17 protein-coding genes and 1 pseudogene are annotated in these 16,745 nt (G+C 35.6%); 6 read left to right on the top strand and 12 right to left on the bottom strand.

All coding sequences use genetic code 11. From position 1 onward, the window contains the following. Nucleotides 1–141: 141 nt before the first annotated feature. Genes JEM45_RS10735 through JEM45_RS10720 form a run of 4 tightly spaced genes read left to right on the top strand, consistent with a single transcriptional unit; the run spans nt 142 to nt 2,649 of the window. Complete coding sequence (locus JEM45_RS10735; protein WP_198687477.1) at nt 142–465, top strand: PadR family transcriptional regulator; 324 nt, start codon at nt 142–144, stop codon at nt 463–465. Beyond that, nucleotides 452–1,045, top strand: coding sequence for a DUF2812 domain-containing protein (locus tag JEM45_RS10730; RefSeq protein WP_198687476.1), 594 nt, complete (start codon nt 452–454; stop codon nt 1,043–1,045). The genes JEM45_RS10735 and JEM45_RS10730 overlap by 14 nt, the downstream gene beginning before the upstream one ends. An 18-nt stretch (nt 1,046–1,063) precedes the next feature. Next, on the top strand, nt 1,064–1,927 hold the full coding sequence (locus JEM45_RS10725; RefSeq protein WP_198687475.1) for an ABC transporter ATP-binding protein: 864 nt from the start codon (nt 1,064–1,066) through the stop codon (nt 1,925–1,927). After that, entirely contained in the window at nt 1,927–2,649 is a 723-nt protein-coding gene (locus tag JEM45_RS10720) for an ABC transporter permease (RefSeq protein ID WP_026867124.1), read from the top strand. Before JEM45_RS10725 ends, JEM45_RS10720 begins: the two co-directional genes overlap by 1 nt. Before the next feature lie 210 nt (nt 2,650–2,859). Here the strand turns inward: JEM45_RS10720 and JEM45_RS10715 are convergent, their stop codons facing one another. Together JEM45_RS10715 and JEM45_RS10710 are read right to left on the bottom strand one after the other, a co-directional pair. Beyond that, on the bottom strand, nt 2,860–3,885 hold the full coding sequence (locus JEM45_RS10715) for a DUF4097 family beta strand repeat-containing protein (RefSeq protein ID WP_198687474.1): 1,026 nt from the start codon (nt 3,883–3,885) through the stop codon (nt 2,860–2,862). Nucleotides 3,886–3,909: 24 nt separating this feature from the next. Continuing rightward, nucleotides 3,910–4,611: pseudogene (locus JEM45_RS10710) on the bottom strand (GTP pyrophosphokinase family protein). Between the two features lie 129 nt (nt 4,612–4,740). On the opposite strand from JEM45_RS10710, the gene JEM45_RS10705 reads away from it, so the two are divergent. Beyond that, a complete protein-coding gene (locus JEM45_RS10705; RefSeq protein ID WP_198687473.1) occupies nt 4,741–5,703 on the top strand; it encodes a threonine ammonia-lyase in 963 nt (320 codons plus the stop codon). Between the two features lie 52 nt (nt 5,704–5,755). Here JEM45_RS10705 and JEM45_RS10700 read toward each other — a convergent pair whose 3' ends face one another. The 9 genes from JEM45_RS10700 to JEM45_RS10660 all read right to left on the bottom strand — a co-directional run bounded on the left by JEM45_RS10700 (nt 5,756) and on the right by JEM45_RS10660 (nt 14,387). Continuing rightward, on the bottom strand, nt 5,756–6,973 hold the full coding sequence (locus JEM45_RS10700; RefSeq protein WP_026867127.1) for a DUF819 family protein: 1,218 nt from the start codon (nt 6,971–6,973) through the stop codon (nt 5,756–5,758). 57 nt (nt 6,974–7,030) lie between these two features. Beyond that, complete coding sequence (locus tag JEM45_RS10980; RefSeq protein WP_198687993.1) at nt 7,031–7,324, bottom strand: exodeoxyribonuclease III; 294 nt, start codon at nt 7,322–7,324, stop codon at nt 7,031–7,033. After that, the gene (locus JEM45_RS10690) at nt 7,311–7,859 is read right to left on the bottom strand and encodes an exodeoxyribonuclease III (protein WP_198687472.1); all 549 of its coding nucleotides are present in this window, start codon (nt 7,857–7,859) and stop codon (nt 7,311–7,313) included. Before JEM45_RS10690 ends, JEM45_RS10980 begins: the two co-directional genes overlap by 14 nt. 83 nt (nt 7,860–7,942) lie before the next feature. Further along, nucleotides 7,943–9,022: an NAD(P)H-dependent flavin oxidoreductase gene (locus JEM45_RS10685; RefSeq protein WP_198687471.1), complete on the bottom strand. Its 1,080-nt coding sequence runs from the start codon at nt 9,020–9,022 to the stop codon at nt 7,943–7,945. A 113-nt stretch (nt 9,023–9,135) separates the two neighbouring features. Further along, on the bottom strand, nt 9,136–9,591 hold the full coding sequence (locus JEM45_RS10680) for a hypothetical protein (protein WP_198687470.1): 456 nt from the start codon (nt 9,589–9,591) through the stop codon (nt 9,136–9,138). 151 nt (nt 9,592–9,742) lie between these two features. Beyond that, nucleotides 9,743–11,095, bottom strand: a complete 1,353-nt coding sequence (rlmD, locus tag JEM45_RS10675; protein ID WP_198687469.1) for a 23S rRNA (uracil(1939)-C(5))-methyltransferase RlmD — start codon at nt 11,093–11,095, stop codon at nt 9,743–9,745. Between the two features lie 24 nt (nt 11,096–11,119). Beyond that, entirely contained in the window at nt 11,120–12,883 is a 1,764-nt protein-coding gene (locus JEM45_RS10670) for a 5'-nucleotidase C-terminal domain-containing protein (RefSeq protein WP_198687468.1), read from the bottom strand. 25 nt (nt 12,884–12,908) lie between these two features. Continuing rightward, the gene (locus JEM45_RS10665) at nt 12,909–13,859 is read right to left on the bottom strand and encodes a diacylglycerol kinase (RefSeq protein WP_198687467.1); all 951 of its coding nucleotides are present in this window, start codon (nt 13,857–13,859) and stop codon (nt 12,909–12,911) included. A gap of 24 nt (nt 13,860–13,883) precedes the next feature. Next, nucleotides 13,884–14,387 (bottom strand): GrpB family protein, encoded by a 504-nt coding sequence (locus tag JEM45_RS10660; protein ID WP_026867135.1) that lies wholly within the window; start codon nt 14,385–14,387, stop codon nt 13,884–13,886. Nucleotides 14,388–14,506: 119 nt separating this feature from the next. Between JEM45_RS10660 and JEM45_RS10655 the strand changes: the two genes are divergently transcribed. Then, a complete protein-coding gene (locus JEM45_RS10655) occupies nt 14,507–15,265 on the top strand; it encodes a hypothetical protein (RefSeq protein ID WP_198687466.1) in 759 nt (252 codons plus the stop codon). 48 nt (nt 15,266–15,313) lie between these two features. Here the strand turns inward: JEM45_RS10655 and gatB are convergent, their stop codons facing one another. Then, complete coding sequence (gene gatB, locus JEM45_RS10650; RefSeq protein WP_026867137.1) at nt 15,314–16,744, bottom strand: Asp-tRNA(Asn)/Glu-tRNA(Gln) amidotransferase subunit GatB; 1,431 nt, start codon at nt 16,742–16,744, stop codon at nt 15,314–15,316. Nucleotide 16,745 lies beyond the last annotated feature (1 nt).

Below are 16,745 nucleotides of genomic sequence, written 5' to 3'. Positions count from 1 at the left end.
TGATACATACCTATTCCTAAATTATCGTGAAAGGAAAATGATAAATAGATTAAATTTTCATCAAATATATACCGTTGACATTTATACAGTCCAACTATATAGTTAAACTATACAGAACAACTATATAAAGGAGAACATTATATGAGACCTAAATTAGTTCCTTTATCTGAGACCATGCATCTAATATTGCTCGCACTTAGAACACCTTTACATGGTTATCGCATTATGCAGTTAGTTAGTGAAATGAGTCAGGGAGAAGTTAACATCGCAGCGGGTACACTTTACGGCGCCTTAGAAAATTTAAAGAAACACGGTTATATAGAGCTTTTATCAGAACCTGGCGAACGAAAAAAAGTATATCAGACCACTACACTCGGTGAAGAAATTTTAAAGAAAGAAAATGAAAGGTTAAATCACATTATTGCGCTTTATGAAAAAGGAGCTGAAGAGGATGAGGGTATATAAGTATTTCACAAATCCAAATAAACAAGAAAAATGGTTGAACACAATGAATGAACAAGGTTATAAGCTTGTTAAAAATCCAATGGATTGTATTTTTGTATTTGAAAAAAGTGAAAAAGATTATGTCACTCGACTTGATTATAGAAATAGCATGAGTGCAGAAAAATATAATGAATATGTATCACTCCATGAAGATTTGGGATGGGAGCACGTCCGTGGTGGCCGCTTTGGAATGACACCCCACACATGGACGAAAGTTAAAGATGGCAATGATGAACTATTTTCAGATGTCGAATCAAAAGTAAGTTTTTATAAACGTGCTGCTTCATACACAGGAACTTTTGCTCTTATATTTCTGATTTATACTTTTATAATTTTCAATGCCTACGACGGAGCAATTTTTTTAACACCGGGCTTGTTTGATATGGAAGGCTTTGAATTTTGGCGCGCATTTTTATTTGAGTTACCTTTTGCGCTTATGAGAATAGTGCCACCATTTATCTTCTTAATAATGGGAATATTTTTCTTTATATCCTATTCAAACCTAGAGAAAGTGAAAAAAGAAGCTGAAAAAAATCTTTAAGCATAGGAGATGGAACAGATGGAACTAAGCAATGTGACTAAAAAATACAGATCCAACTTAGTATTAAACCAGGTCAATTTTATGCTCGACTCCAATGTAACCGGACTGATTGGAAAGAATGGTGCCGGAAAAACAACAATGATGAAGATTATGTGCAACATTATTCCTAACTATTCAGGTGATGTGTCTGTTGATAATCAAGCAACAGTTGGTTATTTAATTGAGGAACCAAAATACTATAAAAACCGTTCTGGTCTATATAATATTAAGTATTTCACGAATATTAATGGCACTGCTTATGACAAGCAATATATTAATAGTCTCCTAGAAGATCTAGGCATGTCTGGCTATGTAAATAAAAAAATGAAGACCTACTCTATGGGTATGAAACAAAAATTAGGTCTGGTTATTGCCTTAGCTAGAAAACCAGACTATTTAATTTTGGATGAACCGACAAATGGCATGGACCCTGATGGATCCATAGAAGTTCTAAGAATCATAAGAGATTTAGCTCGGTCTCAGAATATGAAAGTTTTGATATCTAGTCATAAACTTGAAGATATAGAAGCAGTGAGTGATGATATTGTTTTTATCGACAAAGGGGTTTTAAGCAATAAGGAAAACATTGCTGAACTGTCGACTCAAAGTACCCTATCCTTGGTTTTTGACATTAAAGATATTGAACTTGCCAAACAAATTATTAAGGAAATTGATAGTCAAGCTAAAATTGATGAGACTATTATCTCAACCCGTCAGGTTAATAAACTGCAGGATATCTTAAAAGCACTTAGTGTTGACGGCGTGTATCCGGTGGATATTAATAAGCATAAGCAATCTGTTAAAGATTATTACTTTAGTCAAATGAAGGATGGTGAGAAATAATGAAGATTAGTAAAATAGTCACTTACGATTTACTTGCAGCTTTAAGAAGTTGGTTCACTTATTTCTCACTAATTCTGTGCATCTTACCTGCTGGTGCTATAGCATATTCAGTCGCAAATTTTGAAGCACCATTTGATACGACTCAATTGATTGCATTCTTTGCATTCTTCGGGTCCCTACTCGTCGTGATTAATGCGATGTTACCTTTTACTAAAGACTTAAGTCAGAATACGATTATTTTAATGATGAATCAATCAAGTAATAGAATGAAATATTTCTTGAGTAAAATAATATCCATCGGTTGTAGTGGATTACTCTTTGGACTCGCCTGTCTAGCTTCTACTTATGTACTTTCAAACTATGCTGGACTAGACTTTGACTCAGCACTATACTGGAAGATTCCAGTCACTTATGTCATTTACACATTGTTTTATGGTGCATTATTCCTATTAATTAGTATTTACTTTACTAACGTTGCAGCACTATTTATTATTGCTTTGATTTCAATCGTGCTACTCCCGAGTTTATTTAACGGCTTATTATTCTGGGATAAGATACCAGATTCAGTCGTAAAATTTTTAGAAAATAGCCTGCCACTCTACTATTTACCAGATCTTCTTAATACTCTTGAATGGCAAACTTCATTTTACTTCTCATCTATTGTTGCCATTCTATTATTCACAGTATTGGGCATGTTATTGATTAGAAGAAAAGATTATTAAAATTTTAGGGTGAAAATCTTGATATGATTTCCACCCTAATTTTGTGATTTTTTATAGTATTTTGGTTATGTTGTGTTGCCGGATGGAGATGACATGTTCTCATCTCTGTTCTAAGCATTTTGAATGGAGATGACACTTTCTCATCACTTTTCGAATCACATCGGATGGTGACAAACTGACCTCATCACCATCCCAAAAACAATAAAACCCCTATAACAAGCTAACTCTCACAGAACCCATCTCACTTTTATATTCTGCCTTATAACGAGAATCTACAATTTCAACCTTTGCCAAGTCGTTATGTACCTTACCGACATTCGCCTTCGCAACGACTTTGGTTAACTGAGGTGCTTTTTTATAGTTAACATGAACTGCACCCATCTTACTGATTGCTTTCACGTTACTTTCTACTTTTAATCCTGTCAGATTGATACTCCCGAGTTCTGAAACCAGATGATAGTAATCAGCTCTTACATCTTCTAAAATAATTTTACCCATCTCTGTTTTCATAGATAATTCATTAAACTGACTTGTTCGTGAAATAAGACGCCCCATATCAGATTTAATCTCGGCATTATCACTTTTCACATTTGTTGCTTCAACCATTCCTTCAGAACTATGAAGTCTTAGATTTTTAGCATTGATATGAGCCAAACTGATTTTGCCGTGTCTTAAATCCACATTCAACTCATCTAATGACTTAGGCCAAATGATTGTCAGCTCATCATTTCGCATCTGTTTTCTTTTTTTCATATAGTCAAAAATCGTATGCACTCTTACATTTTTCTTTCGTCCAGTATGAAGTATGTTCAACCGGCCATCTTTAATTTGATAGCTCAAATCACCTTTATGTGAATACGATATAAATTTAAATCCAAGCTTATGTCCAGCCTCAACTTTGACATCGACCGACGTCCCGCTCACCATCAGCTTTTGAATATCATACTGATTGACCACAGATGCAAAATCCGCTGTTACTGGTTGGATCTCACCTTCTGGAACCTCTAGGATCTTTTCTTCCTCCGTAGCTTCTTCTTCAACAACAGCATCTCTTATATATTTCTCAGCCACTTTTTTCGGGTCATCCAATACTTTTAACAAGTCCGCTTCACTATCTCCTAAATCTTTAGCTCGTTCGATTTGTAATTTGAAACGATCGATGATTTCACCCCTTTGTTCTTCTGGTAAAACTCCGAGTTCATCTTCCAATTCTTTTATAAAATTATCTAGCGTCATAAAATTCTCCTGATTCTACCCTACTTATTTTTCAATTTCGTTATGCATATTTTGAATTTTATCTTCCTCATCTGAAATTTGTCTGGCACATTCTAATAGTGTTTCTTGATACGCTTTAGTATCCTTTTTAGTATTTTTATAGCGCATCTTATGTTCAAGGCTTTCCCACATATCCATGCCAATCGTTCTAATTTGAATCTCCACAGGTGTATGCTCAATTCTTTCCGATAAAAACACAGGGACTGATACAACGATATGAAGACTACGATAACCATTGTCTTTGGGATGCTCTATATAGTCTTTTCTCTTTAATAATTTAACATCTTCTTGTTTTAAAAATAGAGATTCTAGCACATAGATATCTTCAATCTAATTACAAATTACCCTCATACCAGCAATGTCTAAAATGTTTTTGTTAGCACTTGCAACGTCAATATCTAGAACTTTTCGCTTTAGCTTACTCAATAAACTCTGAGTGCCCTTCACTCTGCTCTCCATGTGATGAATGGGATTATGCTTATGAATGACTTGAAACTCATCATCTAAAATTTTTAATTTCGTTGTGACTTCTTCTAAAACAGAAGAATATATATGATTGAGTTCCACAAAATCTATAAGTTGATCAAAATATTCTAGAGAATTGAAGTGTTCTCTTTCCTTAATTCTATTCGCCATTGATTCTTTCAAATCTAAAATATCTATAGATGGTTTACGCTCAACGTACATTTCATACACTCCTAGAAATACTTCTTTCTCCTATTATAAATGTATTTTTAATAATATACCAAAATTCATATATTTCTATTATTCTGAAAAAGCGTTATGATAAAACTAATAAGAAAAGGGGATGGTATGATGACATTGAAATTAGCTGATATCAAAGAAGCTCGTGAACGTATTACACCGTATACTGTAGAGACACCACTTTTAAGATTACATAACTTAGAAGAATACTTAGGTTGTGAAGTGTACGTTAAGTTAGAAAATATGCAATTGACTAAGGCTTTTAAACTTCGTGGAGTGATGAACACCCTACTCCAACTTTCTGACGAACAGTTAAGTAAAGGCATTATTGCATCATCTTCAGGCAACCATGGTCAAGCCATTGCCTATGGGGCAAAGATGCTCGGTATTAAAGCAGTCGTCGCTGTTCAAGATACAGCTCCAGCATTCAAGAAAGAAAAGATTTTAGAACACGGGGCAGAAATTATACCAACGACTGTTGAAGAACGTTTTAAGTTAACTGAAGACCTTGCTAAAGAACATGGTTACGAATTAATTCACCCATTTAATGATTATAGAGTTATGGCAGGACAAGGCACAATTGGATTAGAGATTTTAGAGCAACTACCAGATGTCGATCAAATTTTTGTACCCGCTTCAGGTGGTGGGATCTTATCCGGTATCGCAACTGCGATTAAAGAATCAGGTAGCAGTGCTAAAGTTCATGGTGTTGAGCCATTTAATTTACCGAAATATAATGAAAGTCTTAAGAACAGGAAAATTACACAAGTTGAAAATAAAGGGACAATCGCTGATGGCTTAGTGACTGTAGTGCCAGGTGAAAAGACCTTCCCAATCGTTGAAAAATATGTAGATAGCTTCCATACAGCAACTGAAGAAGCAATGAAAATGGGACAAAAGTTATTGTTAATGGAAGGAAAAATCTTAGCTGAAATCTCCTCATCCGCGAGTGTCGGTGCAGTACTTAATAAAGAAATAGAGGTTAATCCTAAAGACAAAGTATGCTTTGTTATTACTGGTGGCAACCTTGGTTTTGAACAACTAGACTACATTAAAGATGTAGATTATAAGTAATATATATAAAAGCGACGTGAAATTAGATTTTCACGTCGCTTTATCTATTCAACTACATCATAGATGTAAACCATACACCAAGTGAGGTACCTATATAGTTACCTATAATGTATCCTAGTGTACCGATGATGAGTATCGGTCCAACTAATTTTGTCCAACCTCTCGAAATCGCCATTGCTGCAGCGGTTGTTGGTCCACCGATATTTGCATTACTCGAAAGTATGATTTCCTCTAAATTAAATTTAAATAATCGACCGAAGCCAAATGAGATAATCATATTAATCAACACAATAACAGCTGCAAACACTAAGATTATTGGTGCATTTTGGATAATTAATGGAACCGATGCAGGTACACCAATGACTACAAAGAATATATAGATGAAAAACGTCCCAAATTCTTGTGATCCCGCAATGTTTTCAAAGTATTTAGGGAAGCTCGCTACAAGTACTAGTGTTAACGTTGTAAGCATTAAGTAGTTATCACCGATAATACCTCTTAAGACAGATAATAAAATATTGCTATCTTCCGGAATTACACTGGCAAAAAATTCAGCAATAGAGAATGACACTGCTACAATGATAAAGGCTGTTCCAATCGCTAAAGCTATATCTTGTAATGAAATATCCTTAGATTTCCAATATGAGGCAGCATGATTATCGCTTTTTCCATTAGACTCATTTTCATCCATGTGTGGTGTGCCGAATTTGTTTTTAAAGAATGATACTGTCGGTATCAATATAAGAACAAAGAAATAAACTGCCATTAGTAGATTATCCGCAACGACTGTAGAAGATACTAGGTCTTGTGGCACGTCAAATCGTGTCGCCATTGCCGCAAAGTTAACCCCACCACCTGAGTAGGAACCACTTAACATGGCACCGATATAGTTCGCTTGTGGTACAAACTCTCTTAACAACAAGAAGGCAACAATTGCACCTGCTACTGTTCCGACTGTACTAATTAAAAAGATAATTAACAGGCGTTTACTCTCTTGCCAAACCTTAATAACGTTCGACTGGAATAGTAAAAGTGGTATTGCGAGTGGCACCACGTATGTCCATACTGCATCATAAACTGGTGATTCGAGCGGAATAACGCCAGTATTACTTAGGAGCATGGCCCCCACTAAAGCGATTATTGCTCCAGATAACTTTGATGCCCAACTGTATTTTTGCTCGAGAACAATAGCGACAGCCGCCCAACCAATTAATATCGCCCAGAGCACCCAATAATTATCTGGACTAATGAAACTTGTTGTCTCTCCCATGGTAATTCCCCCTAGTTTTTACTTACCGTTATTATTATACTCGATTTAAAGCCTCACCTATATATCAATTTCCATTAAAATTGGAGTATGATCCTGTCTTGGTCCTGAGTCAATCATCTCAGACTTACGAACCTGTCCAGCTAAACGATTTGAAACTAACCAATAGTCAATTCTCCATCCTGAGTTATTAATCTTACTTGTTTTCGCTCTTTGTGCCCACCAAGTATACATGCCTTCAACGTCCCCATTAATGTGACGGAATGTGTCAGTAAATCCTTTGTTTAAAAGGTTTGTAAATCCTTCTCGTTCTTCATCAGTAAAACCTGGAGAACGACGGTTATTTTTTTGGATTTGCTAGGTCTATTTCTTTGTGTGCAACGTTGTAGTCTCCCGTGGCTAAAACTGGTTTTTTCTCATCGAGATCAGCTAGGTAATTTGAATATTGAATGTCCCATAGTTGACGGTCTGCTAACCTTCTAAGACCATCCCCAGCATTTGGTGTATACACTTGAGTTAAATAAAAGTCTTCAAACTCTAAAGTAATCATTCGTCCTTCTGCATCCATTGTCGTAGGTGCACCGATTGATGGATAATGCACTTCAGGTTCTAGGTGATTTTTGTATAAGAACATTGTTCCAGCATAACTTTTACGTGCGGGTTCTTCTGAACTACGCCACACTATGTTATATGAAGGAAAGGCTGTTTCTAAAGCCTCTACATGTTTTTTGGTTGGACCTTTCGCTGATAATTTAGTTTCTTGAATCGCAATAACATCAGCGTCGTGTACCTGAATGGATTTGATTACTTCTCTTGATAATAATGCTCTAGCAGAATCACTTGTTAGTGCTGCGTTTAGTGAATCTATGTTCCATGAAATAAACTTCAAAATGCTTCCTCCTGAATAAAATGAATTTATATTTGCTTATTGTTTATCTTATCCAAAATCAATCATCATTTCCATTGCTCGAATTAAGATTGGAATAACTTATTAATGACATCTTCAACTTGAGTAACCAGGTCTATTACCATTTGATTCGCAGAGTTCTCTTTAGAGCTTCTTAAATTTTGTCCACACCATAACGACATGTATTCAGGGCGATTTAATTTTGCTGCTTTAGCTCGAATCGGCTGTGTTAAACTATTTTGTACTGGATATGAAGGGACTTTCCCTTCATACTGACGCATTTCTTTTATAAAATCATTCAGTAAACCTCTTGCTGGCTTACCACTGAAAGTCGTGGTCACTACAGTATCAGTTTCTTGTGCATTTAAGATCGCAAGTTTGGCAACTTGTGGTGATCCGTTCTCCTCACTCGTTAAAAAGGCTGTACCTAATTGTACACCTTTTGCACCGAGTCCAAGAGATGCAACAATGCCGCGACCATCAGAAATGCCACCCGCTGCAATGACGGGTATGCTAACATAATCTACAACTTGTGGTACTAAAGCCATGGTCCCAATCATAGGCACCGCTTCTTTATTTAAGAAACTCCCTCTATGTCCGCCAGCTTCGCTACCTTGAGCAACAATTGCATCCATACCAGCTGATTCATTGGCAATCGCTTCATCTACAGTAGTTGCGGTACCTATAATAATAATACCTTTCTCTTTTAATTTTTTAATGATATCTCTATCAGGTATACCAAAAGTAAAACTGCAAATTGGAACGTTCTCTTCAATAATAACTTCGACTTGTTGTTTAAAATTCTCATCTGTAACCTTTTCAACAGGAGGTGCTTCATTGATGTTCAATTCATATCTATATCTACTTAACCAATCATTTGCCTGATCAATTTCATTTTGTTCTACTTGAACAAATTCAGGCGTAAACAGATTCACTGAAAAAGGTTGATCCGTTAATTTTTTAACTTCTTGAATCGTCTCTCTTAATTTTTCAACATTCATGTAACCCGCACCGATACTACCTAGCCCACCGGAATTGGATACTGAAGCAACTAAATCAGGCGTCGTAATTCCACCTGCCATACCCGCTTGAATAATTGGATATTTAATGCCTAAACTTTGACTTAACTGATTATTATTCCACATCAAACAATTCTCCCTTGTATTTGTATATAGTATACAATACGCAATATGCAATATATAAGATAAAAGACAAAGACCGTTAAGATCTTTGCCTACACTTACTTAACATTAGTAGATTACTTTTCTTCTAGAAATACATAAGTTTCTCCCATTGAAATATTTTGATAGATATTTGATAATTGAGAAGTTTCATCACCTACATGTAATTCTCCATCATCAATTACTCCGCTATAACTATAATATTCATCAGGTGTTTCTTTAAATTCTACGAAGTCCAATCTTAAATTTGTACCTTCATCTTCTAGTTTAACTGTTAGACTCTCACCATCTAAGCTGTAACTACCAGTATATTCATTACCTAGATTCAAAAGCGTCACTTCATCAGCTGAAGAAAATTCTAAAACTAACATATTTGAGGAAAAATTAATTTCAGCATTTTCTTTTTCTTCTTCCGAAATTGTAGGGTCATTACTTGAGATACCTAATTCTTTACCTTCTAGTCCTGTTTCATTATTACTACAACCTGTTACTATAAACAGCATTACACCTAATACTATTGTAATAATTCTCAAATTCATCATCCCTTACTAACCTATAGATTTTAGTAATTCATCAATTAATTCTTATATTTTTAACTATAACTCACTTCTTCATTAATTGGAAGCGCTATCAAATTATGTCAAAGCATAATAAAAGAGGCTAAATAAACAGCCTCTTTTTAATCTATTTTCTCTCTAACACAGTAACCGCTTCGACATGTTTCGTCTGTGGGAATAAATCTACGGGTACAACGGATTTAGCTTTGTAACCATGGTCAATTAAATACTTCATGTCTCTTTGTAGTGTACTTGGGTTACACGAGATATATACAATTTTTTTCGGTTCTACTTCTAATAACGAATCTAAGAATGTTTGATGACAGCCTTTTCTTGGTGGATCTACAAAGACTAAGTCTGCACTGACACCGGATTTAACTAGTTTAGGCATCACTTCCTCAGCCTTACCTAAATAGTAATCTGCATTATCGATACCATTCAACCGTGCATTTTCTTTTGCATCTTCAACTGCAGAGTCAACGACTTCAATGCCAATGATTTTCTTAACCCTATCCGATGCAGCAAGCCCTATTGTCCCAATACCTGAATAAGTATCGATAATCGTTTCGTCACCATTTAAATCGGCAAGATCTAAGCCGATTTGATAGAGTTTTTCAGTCTGCTCGTGATTCACTTGATAGAAGGAACGGTCTCTAATTTTAAATTCTCTACCGAGTAAGGTATCCGTAATATATTCTTTTCCGAGGAGTACAATTGAACGCTTGCCAAATATCACATTGGTCTTTTCATCATTAATATTTTGTACAATACTCTTGATTGCCTGAAATTCTTCTCTTAATGCTTTAATGATCGATAAAAATTCATTACGCTTACCATTAGTAATAAAGACGACTTGAATCTCACTATCATCATGATTCGACCGTATGACTAAGTGTCTTAACAGTCCTTCATGCTTCACTTCATCGTAAATCGAAACATCTTCTTCAATCAGTTTCTCCTTAACGAAATTCATAATATCATTGTGAATATCTTTTTGAATATAACAATGGTTGATGTCAACGATATCGTGTGAACGTGGTTTATAAAAGCCCATCACTAACTTACCATCCACTTTTTGCACTGGAATCTGAGACTTATTGCGGTAGTAGTTCCCACTACCTGTCACTGTGTCTTTAATTTCTAGATTTAAACCGGCCAGTCCATTGATATTTTGTTCGACAACTTCTTTTTTAAATTTCGCCTGTTCAAGGGCATTCATTACCTGAATCTGACAACCTCCACATTGAAAGTAATACTGACATGGGGGCACTTGTCTATTTACTGAGGCTTTATTTATCTTTAAGGCTTTACCAAAGGCAAATCTTGATTTGACCTGTAAGACTTTGAAACGAATTTCTTCATCTTTTAAAACATCAGCAATAAAGACCGGCTTATCGTTAACTTTAACGACACCCATGCCTTCTTTTGTATAGCTTTCTACGACCCCTTCATACTGTTCATTTTTTCTTAATACACTCATTATTAAACCTCTAACTGTTTCATTTTATAAATCAATTTCATAGGTTGAAAACCCATCACCGTGGTCTTCAATATGTCTAATCGGTAAGTCATCTTTATATTTTCTCCCTAGACTCCCGCTAGTAAATTGGTATGTTCCGTGTGGTAAAAGTGTCATTGGCTTTTTATCAGTAAAAGTCTCACCATTCTTCAAATACTCAGTTAAAATATCTCTAACAGATAAGGCAGATTCATAAATAATCTCAGCATCTCTTAAAAAAGGTGCATAAGCGACTTTGTAGTTATTTGCTGCAACTAAAAACATATCTTCATCACGAATTGGTTGCCCTTCATACTCAAGCTTTACTACTCTATTAGAATCACTAATTTGATGGGCAGAACTTCTATATCGTGCTGGCTCACTTAAATCAAATGTATAAGTAAGATCAAAGAAAGTATCAAAGTTATAACCTGGAAAACCATCTCTCGAATGATTTTCTTTAACTAGTGATACTGCACCGACTTGATTGAATGAAGATGCTGACCATTCAAGCCATTCTCTTAACACTTTGCCTGTAATTTTCACGATGACTAATGTGTTTGCATGCTTATACAAATTCACTGTGTCTGTGACTGTTAAGTCACCTGCTTTGATATCTGTGAAATCGTTCTTTCCGTCTCGTCCACTTTTAATAGCAGAATTAAAACCGAGTACAGGTAGCTGTTCTTTCTGAACTTCAGCTAGTCCTTTCGCATACCAAACGACCGCTTCAGATACGACCCGGACTGCTCTTGAAGGTATAACTCTAGAAAAGTACGTATGTAGTGGCACATCAGTATGACCAACGACTTGATTTAAGTACCCTTTCACTTTCTCATGATAAGAATTAAAGTCTTCAAGGGCTTCGTAATCAATCATCATATCTGTCGATGGAATTAAGCTAGATTTACCTTCAGTAACTGTCCATCCTTGGTCATATTCTAAGTCAAAAGATAGTAAGCCTAAATGACTGGCAGACACACCAGGTTGAACCATAGGGATTCCATTAAATGTGCCCTTAAATAGATCCAAGCGCTCATCTTGAACATTGATGTCTTCATGCGGGAACAAGTCGTGTGTATGGCCAAACACAATACCGTCAATGCAGCCTAATAACGCCATTAGCATTGCCTGGTTTTCACCATGTGTATGTTGGTCATCTGCCGCTTTACTCATTCCTGTATGACTCAATAGAATAATAATATCTGCCCCATCTTCTTTTAAATCCGCTGCTGTTTGTTTTACCGCTTCTGACATAGGGTGAACATCAACATTCCCAGATAGATGAAATTTATCCCATTTCATAATCTGCGTTGGGACTACACTTAAAAATCCAATATTAATTGGCTTCTTATCTATTTCTGTTTTCATAATGTAAGACTTTTTAATAATGGAAGATAGCGCACTATCCTTAAAATCGACATTTGAATTAACAATAGGTACATTCACTTGTTCATAGAAATCACCTAAAAATGATAGGCCGAAATTAAACTCATGATTGCCAAGACCAATCACATCATACATATTGTTGATAATTGAGGGTAAGAGTGCCTGTTTAGGATGAATGCTGTCATATTCACTCCATACATCACCCTGTAACAAATCACCATTATCCACAGTGATTACGCACTCGTCTTCATGCATATTTTTATAATGTTCAATATATGATTTAAATTTTAGCAGTGCATTAGACTTCATTTCATTCATAAAATAATTATAAGGATAAATTGCACCATGCACATCCGTAGTTGAAAATATTGTCAATTTCAAAGCAGTCACCCTCAGATTATTGTCTTTACATTTCTTGTTCCGTGTCCGGTAAACTATATTCCATGTCCTCACCATTTAATTCCTGATAAAACGCCAGTGGCACCCTTACTTTTAAAAACTCTTTCTTATTTTTAAAGTGTGCCGGTAAGACGCCACCAAACTCACCATCTAAATTTAACTGTACCTCTTCAAAAGATGACACTTTGACCTCTCTCGCTTTAAAGTAATGTACCTTTGGATGTTTTAAATGTTCGCCCTTCATGGCGATGGAAAGTAGATGGGCAAACTCCGCTAAATTAACATCTTCAATAATTAACAAAGAAAAATAGCCATCATTCAGTTTGGCATCTGGCACAAGCTTCTCAAAACCACCAATGGAATTTGTGAGACCAATCAAAAAGAGCATGACTTCACCTTGAAAGACATCATCATCATACTCAATACGTAGATTGATACTCCTCATTTGTGGAACCAGCTCTATACCCTTTATATAGTAAGCTAGAGAACCTATCATTGCTTTAAGTTTGCTCGGCGCCTCATAAGACACTTCTGTAATCTTTCCACCACCAGCAATATTCATAAAGTGCTTACCATTCATACTCCCTAAATCAACTTTCGCTGTTTCACCACTTAGAATAGTATCGATAGCTTCTTCTAAATTGTTTGGAATTGTTAGGGCATGTGTAAAATCATTTACAGTCCCCATTGGGATAATACCGAGGTCTGGTCTTTCGTTAAAGTCTGCCAGTCCATTAATCACTTCATTGACAGTACCATCACCACCGACGGCAACAACCAAATCAAAATTTTGTTCACAGGCAAACCTAGCCGCATAAGTCGCATCATCCGGCCCAGATGTCGCATGCGTACTTGTGATATAACCTGCATTCTCAAATCGAGTCAACACATTCGATAATTGATCTTTAAATGTTTCTTTACCAGCAGTAGGATTATATATAATTCTCGCAGTCTTCATAAATATCTCCTCTATATTATGAATTTATACGCCCTCGGATGATTCATTTCTATTCATCATCGAAAAGAGACGATATTTACGCTCCCCGTACTCATCTTCCGTAATTTCACTCTTAAGAAAAGCTTTTTTAAGTATTTTTAAATTATCACTGTAGTTTTTATCGAAAACAAGAAATTCAGTACAGTTAATGACCGTTTCCTTTTTTCTACTACCACTGCTCATAAAAATCATATTAATATTCGTTCCATCAACCGTTCGCCTGATGACCATATCATCCCTAAAGAAATCTGAGAAATCATCGATTTGCACATAGCCTTCAGCAATCAATATATCTGCTAAATTCTTAACATCATCATAAGATTTTACGATAAACAATATATCCAAATCACAATCATAAGGGAACTTTCTAAGTTTAGAGGAACCAATATGATGTACTTCTATAATCATTGATTTAAAAAAGTTTAATATTTCAAATGCTTGATTTATATATATATCTTTAACACTACTATTTAAATTTTTTATATTCATACAATCATCCTAAAATAATGTCGTTCACATCTATTTCATGTATAATAATCAGTAAAAGAATTATGTGCCAATATTATAACATATTCATGATTGGCAATATTATTATTTGAGGAGATACTATGAAAAAAGCTATTGCAATCATATTACTTATCGTCTTTGGTGCTGGCTTGTATTTTAACTTCGTACATACCGGCTCAGTGTCAAACGACACAACAACAGAAGACCAAGAAAGTGCGAAAACAGAAAACAATGAAGACAACCAGAACAATGAATCAGCTGAAGATTCTGAAGCATCGACTGATGAAACTGAAACGTCTGAACAACCAGATTCTATCGCTTTTAATGAGTCAAGCATCCAAGAACAGTATGATCAGCGAATTGCTAACAATGAAGCTTTAATTGTCGACGTTTTAACACCTGCATACTACAACAGTGACTTTGCTGACAGATTAAACCAACAGTTCGATACAAACACTATACAGTTTAATCAAGTGGAAATGCCAGGTAACACTGTTGATATGAATGAATTAACTGTTAACGACAATAGCGACATTGTGATCATGGATGCAATGCAAATTGCAGACTATAATGATGAAGTGCTTCCGGAACGTAACTTGAATAACTTAAGAAATGCATACATGGACCTATACAATGCAGATAAGACAGTTATTATACTTGGTAATGCAAATGTTCACGAACATGAAAACTTAGCAGACACGCTAAGTAATGATGCTGAATACTTCCCAAACAATGACTTCTTCTATATCGATAACCAAGAAGTCTCTGTTGAGAACCCTTATAACCCAGATGACAATGTTATGAATCCAGCAGTTGAAGATGAGATAATAAATAATATTCAAGCATACTTACTTCAGTAAGTAAAAAGGCGGAAAATCATATGATTTTCCGCCTTTTTTATAAATAACTTATCGTTTTTTAATTTCTGTTAGAAGTATTTCATTTACCATTTTAGGGTTTGCTTGCCCTTTTGATTTCTTCATGATTTGACCCACTAAGAAACCAATTGCACGGTCTTTACCATTCTTAAAGTCTTCAACTGATTGTTCATTAGCATCAAGTACTTCAGTCACCATCTGTGTTAAGGTTTCTGGATCAGAGATTTGCTCCATACCTAAGTCCTTCGCAATTTGTCTCGCTGTTCCACCCTTACTAATTAACTCAGTGAATACCTTCTTAGCTTGCTTACTTGAAATTGTGCCGTCTTCAATAATTTCAATCAGGCCTGTTAAGTTTTCTGGTGTAATTCCAGTTTCTTCAATCGCCACATTGTTTTTATTTACGTACTCATTAACATTACCCATCAGCCAGTTTGAAGCAAGCTTAGGATCTGCTTGATGAGATTCTACCATCTCGCTAAAGAAGTCAGAGAGTTCTTTTCTCATCGTTAAAATTTCTGCGTCATAGACAGGTAAGTCGTATTCATTTATATACTTCTCACGTAATTCGTCTGGTAATGTAGGAATCGTAGCTCTAACTTCTTCTTCCCACTCATCATCAATGTGTAGATATAATAGATCAGGTTCTGGGAAGTAGCGGTAGTCATCTGCACCTTCTTTGACACGCATGAGTACTGTTTCGCCTGTCTTCTCATCATAACGTCTTGTTTCTTGTTCAATAACACCGCCGGATAGGAGTACTTTCTCCTGACGCTCAACCTCATGCTCAAGTCCTTTTCTGACAAAGTTAAATGAGTTTAAGTTTTTCAGCTCAGTTTTCGTACCGAACTCTTTTTGTCCGACAGGTCGAATGGAAATATTCGCATCACATCTAAGTGACCCTTCTTCCATCTTCACATCAGAGACACCCGTATATTGAATGATTGATTTAATCTTTTCTAGATACTTGTAAGCCTCTTCCGGTGAACGAAGATCGGGTTCAGAAACAATCTCAACTAAGGCTGTACCTTGACGGTTTAAATCGACTAGTGAATAGTCATCCTTATGCGTAGATTTACCTGCATCCTCTTCTAGATGTAGACGAGTAATGCCAATTTTTTTCTTTTGTCCATCGACTTCGATTTCAAGTGAACCATGCTCACCAATCGGTTTGTCAAACTGTGAAATTTGATAGGCCTTCGGATTATCTGGATAGTAATAGTTTTTTCTATCAAATTTAGTATCTGTTGCGATTTCCATGTTTAATGCCATGGCAGCTTTCATACCATATTCTACAGCCCTATGGTTTAAGACCGGTAAAGTTCCTGGGTACCCAAGTTCAACTACTGACAGATTCGTGTTAGGATCGTGTCCATAGTGTAATGGGGCATTTGAAAATATTTTAGAATCCGTTTTTAATTCAACGTGGACTTCGAGTCCGATTATTGTTTCAAAATGCATC

It is taken from the genome of Jeotgalicoccus sp. ATCC 8456, assembly GCF_016313225.1.
GTDB classification, from domain to species: domain Bacteria; phylum Bacillota; class Bacilli; order Staphylococcales; family Salinicoccaceae; genus Jeotgalicoccus; species Jeotgalicoccus marinus.
This window is presented reverse-complemented; position numbering and strand designations above follow the sequence as displayed.

Bases quoted from the DNA above. Each gene is read 5' to 3' on its own strand.
- gatB (WP_026867137.1), bottom strand. From the start codon at position 16,744: ATGCATTTTGAAACAATAATCGGACTCGAAGTCCACGTTGAATTAAAA.
- JEM45_RS10715 (WP_198687474.1), bottom strand. From the start codon at position 3,885: ATGACGCTAGATAATTTTATAAAAGAATTGGAAGATGAACTCGGAGTT.
- JEM45_RS10655 (WP_198687466.1), top strand. From the start codon at position 14,507: ATGAAAAAAGCTATTGCAATCATATTACTTATCGTCTTTGGTGCTGGC.
- JEM45_RS10700 (WP_026867127.1), bottom strand. From the start codon at position 6,973: ATGGGAGAGACAACAAGTTTCATTAGTCCAGATAATTATTGGGTGCTC.
- JEM45_RS10720 (WP_026867124.1), top strand. From the start codon at position 1,927: ATGAAGATTAGTAAAATAGTCACTTACGATTTACTTGCAGCTTTAAGA.
- JEM45_RS10685 (WP_198687471.1), bottom strand. From the start codon at position 9,022: ATGTGGAATAATAATCAGTTAAGTCAAAGTTTAGGCATTAAATATCCA.
- JEM45_RS10665 (WP_198687467.1), bottom strand. From the start codon at position 13,859: ATGAAGACTGCGAGAATTATATATAATCCTACTGCTGGTAAAGAAACA.
- rlmD (WP_198687469.1), bottom strand. From the start codon at position 11,095: ATGAGTGTATTAAGAAAAAATGAACAGTATGAAGGGGTCGTAGAAAGC.
- JEM45_RS10705 (WP_198687473.1), top strand. From the start codon at position 4,741: ATGACATTGAAATTAGCTGATATCAAAGAAGCTCGTGAACGTATTACA.
- JEM45_RS10660 (WP_026867135.1), bottom strand. From the start codon at position 14,387: ATGAATATAAAAAATTTAAATAGTAGTGTTAAAGATATATATATAAAT.
- JEM45_RS10730 (WP_198687476.1), top strand. From the start codon at position 452: ATGAGGGTATATAAGTATTTCACAAATCCAAATAAACAAGAAAAATGG.
- JEM45_RS10735 (WP_198687477.1), top strand. From the start codon at position 142: ATGAGACCTAAATTAGTTCCTTTATCTGAGACCATGCATCTAATATTG.
- JEM45_RS10725 (WP_198687475.1), top strand. From the start codon at position 1,064: ATGGAACTAAGCAATGTGACTAAAAAATACAGATCCAACTTAGTATTA.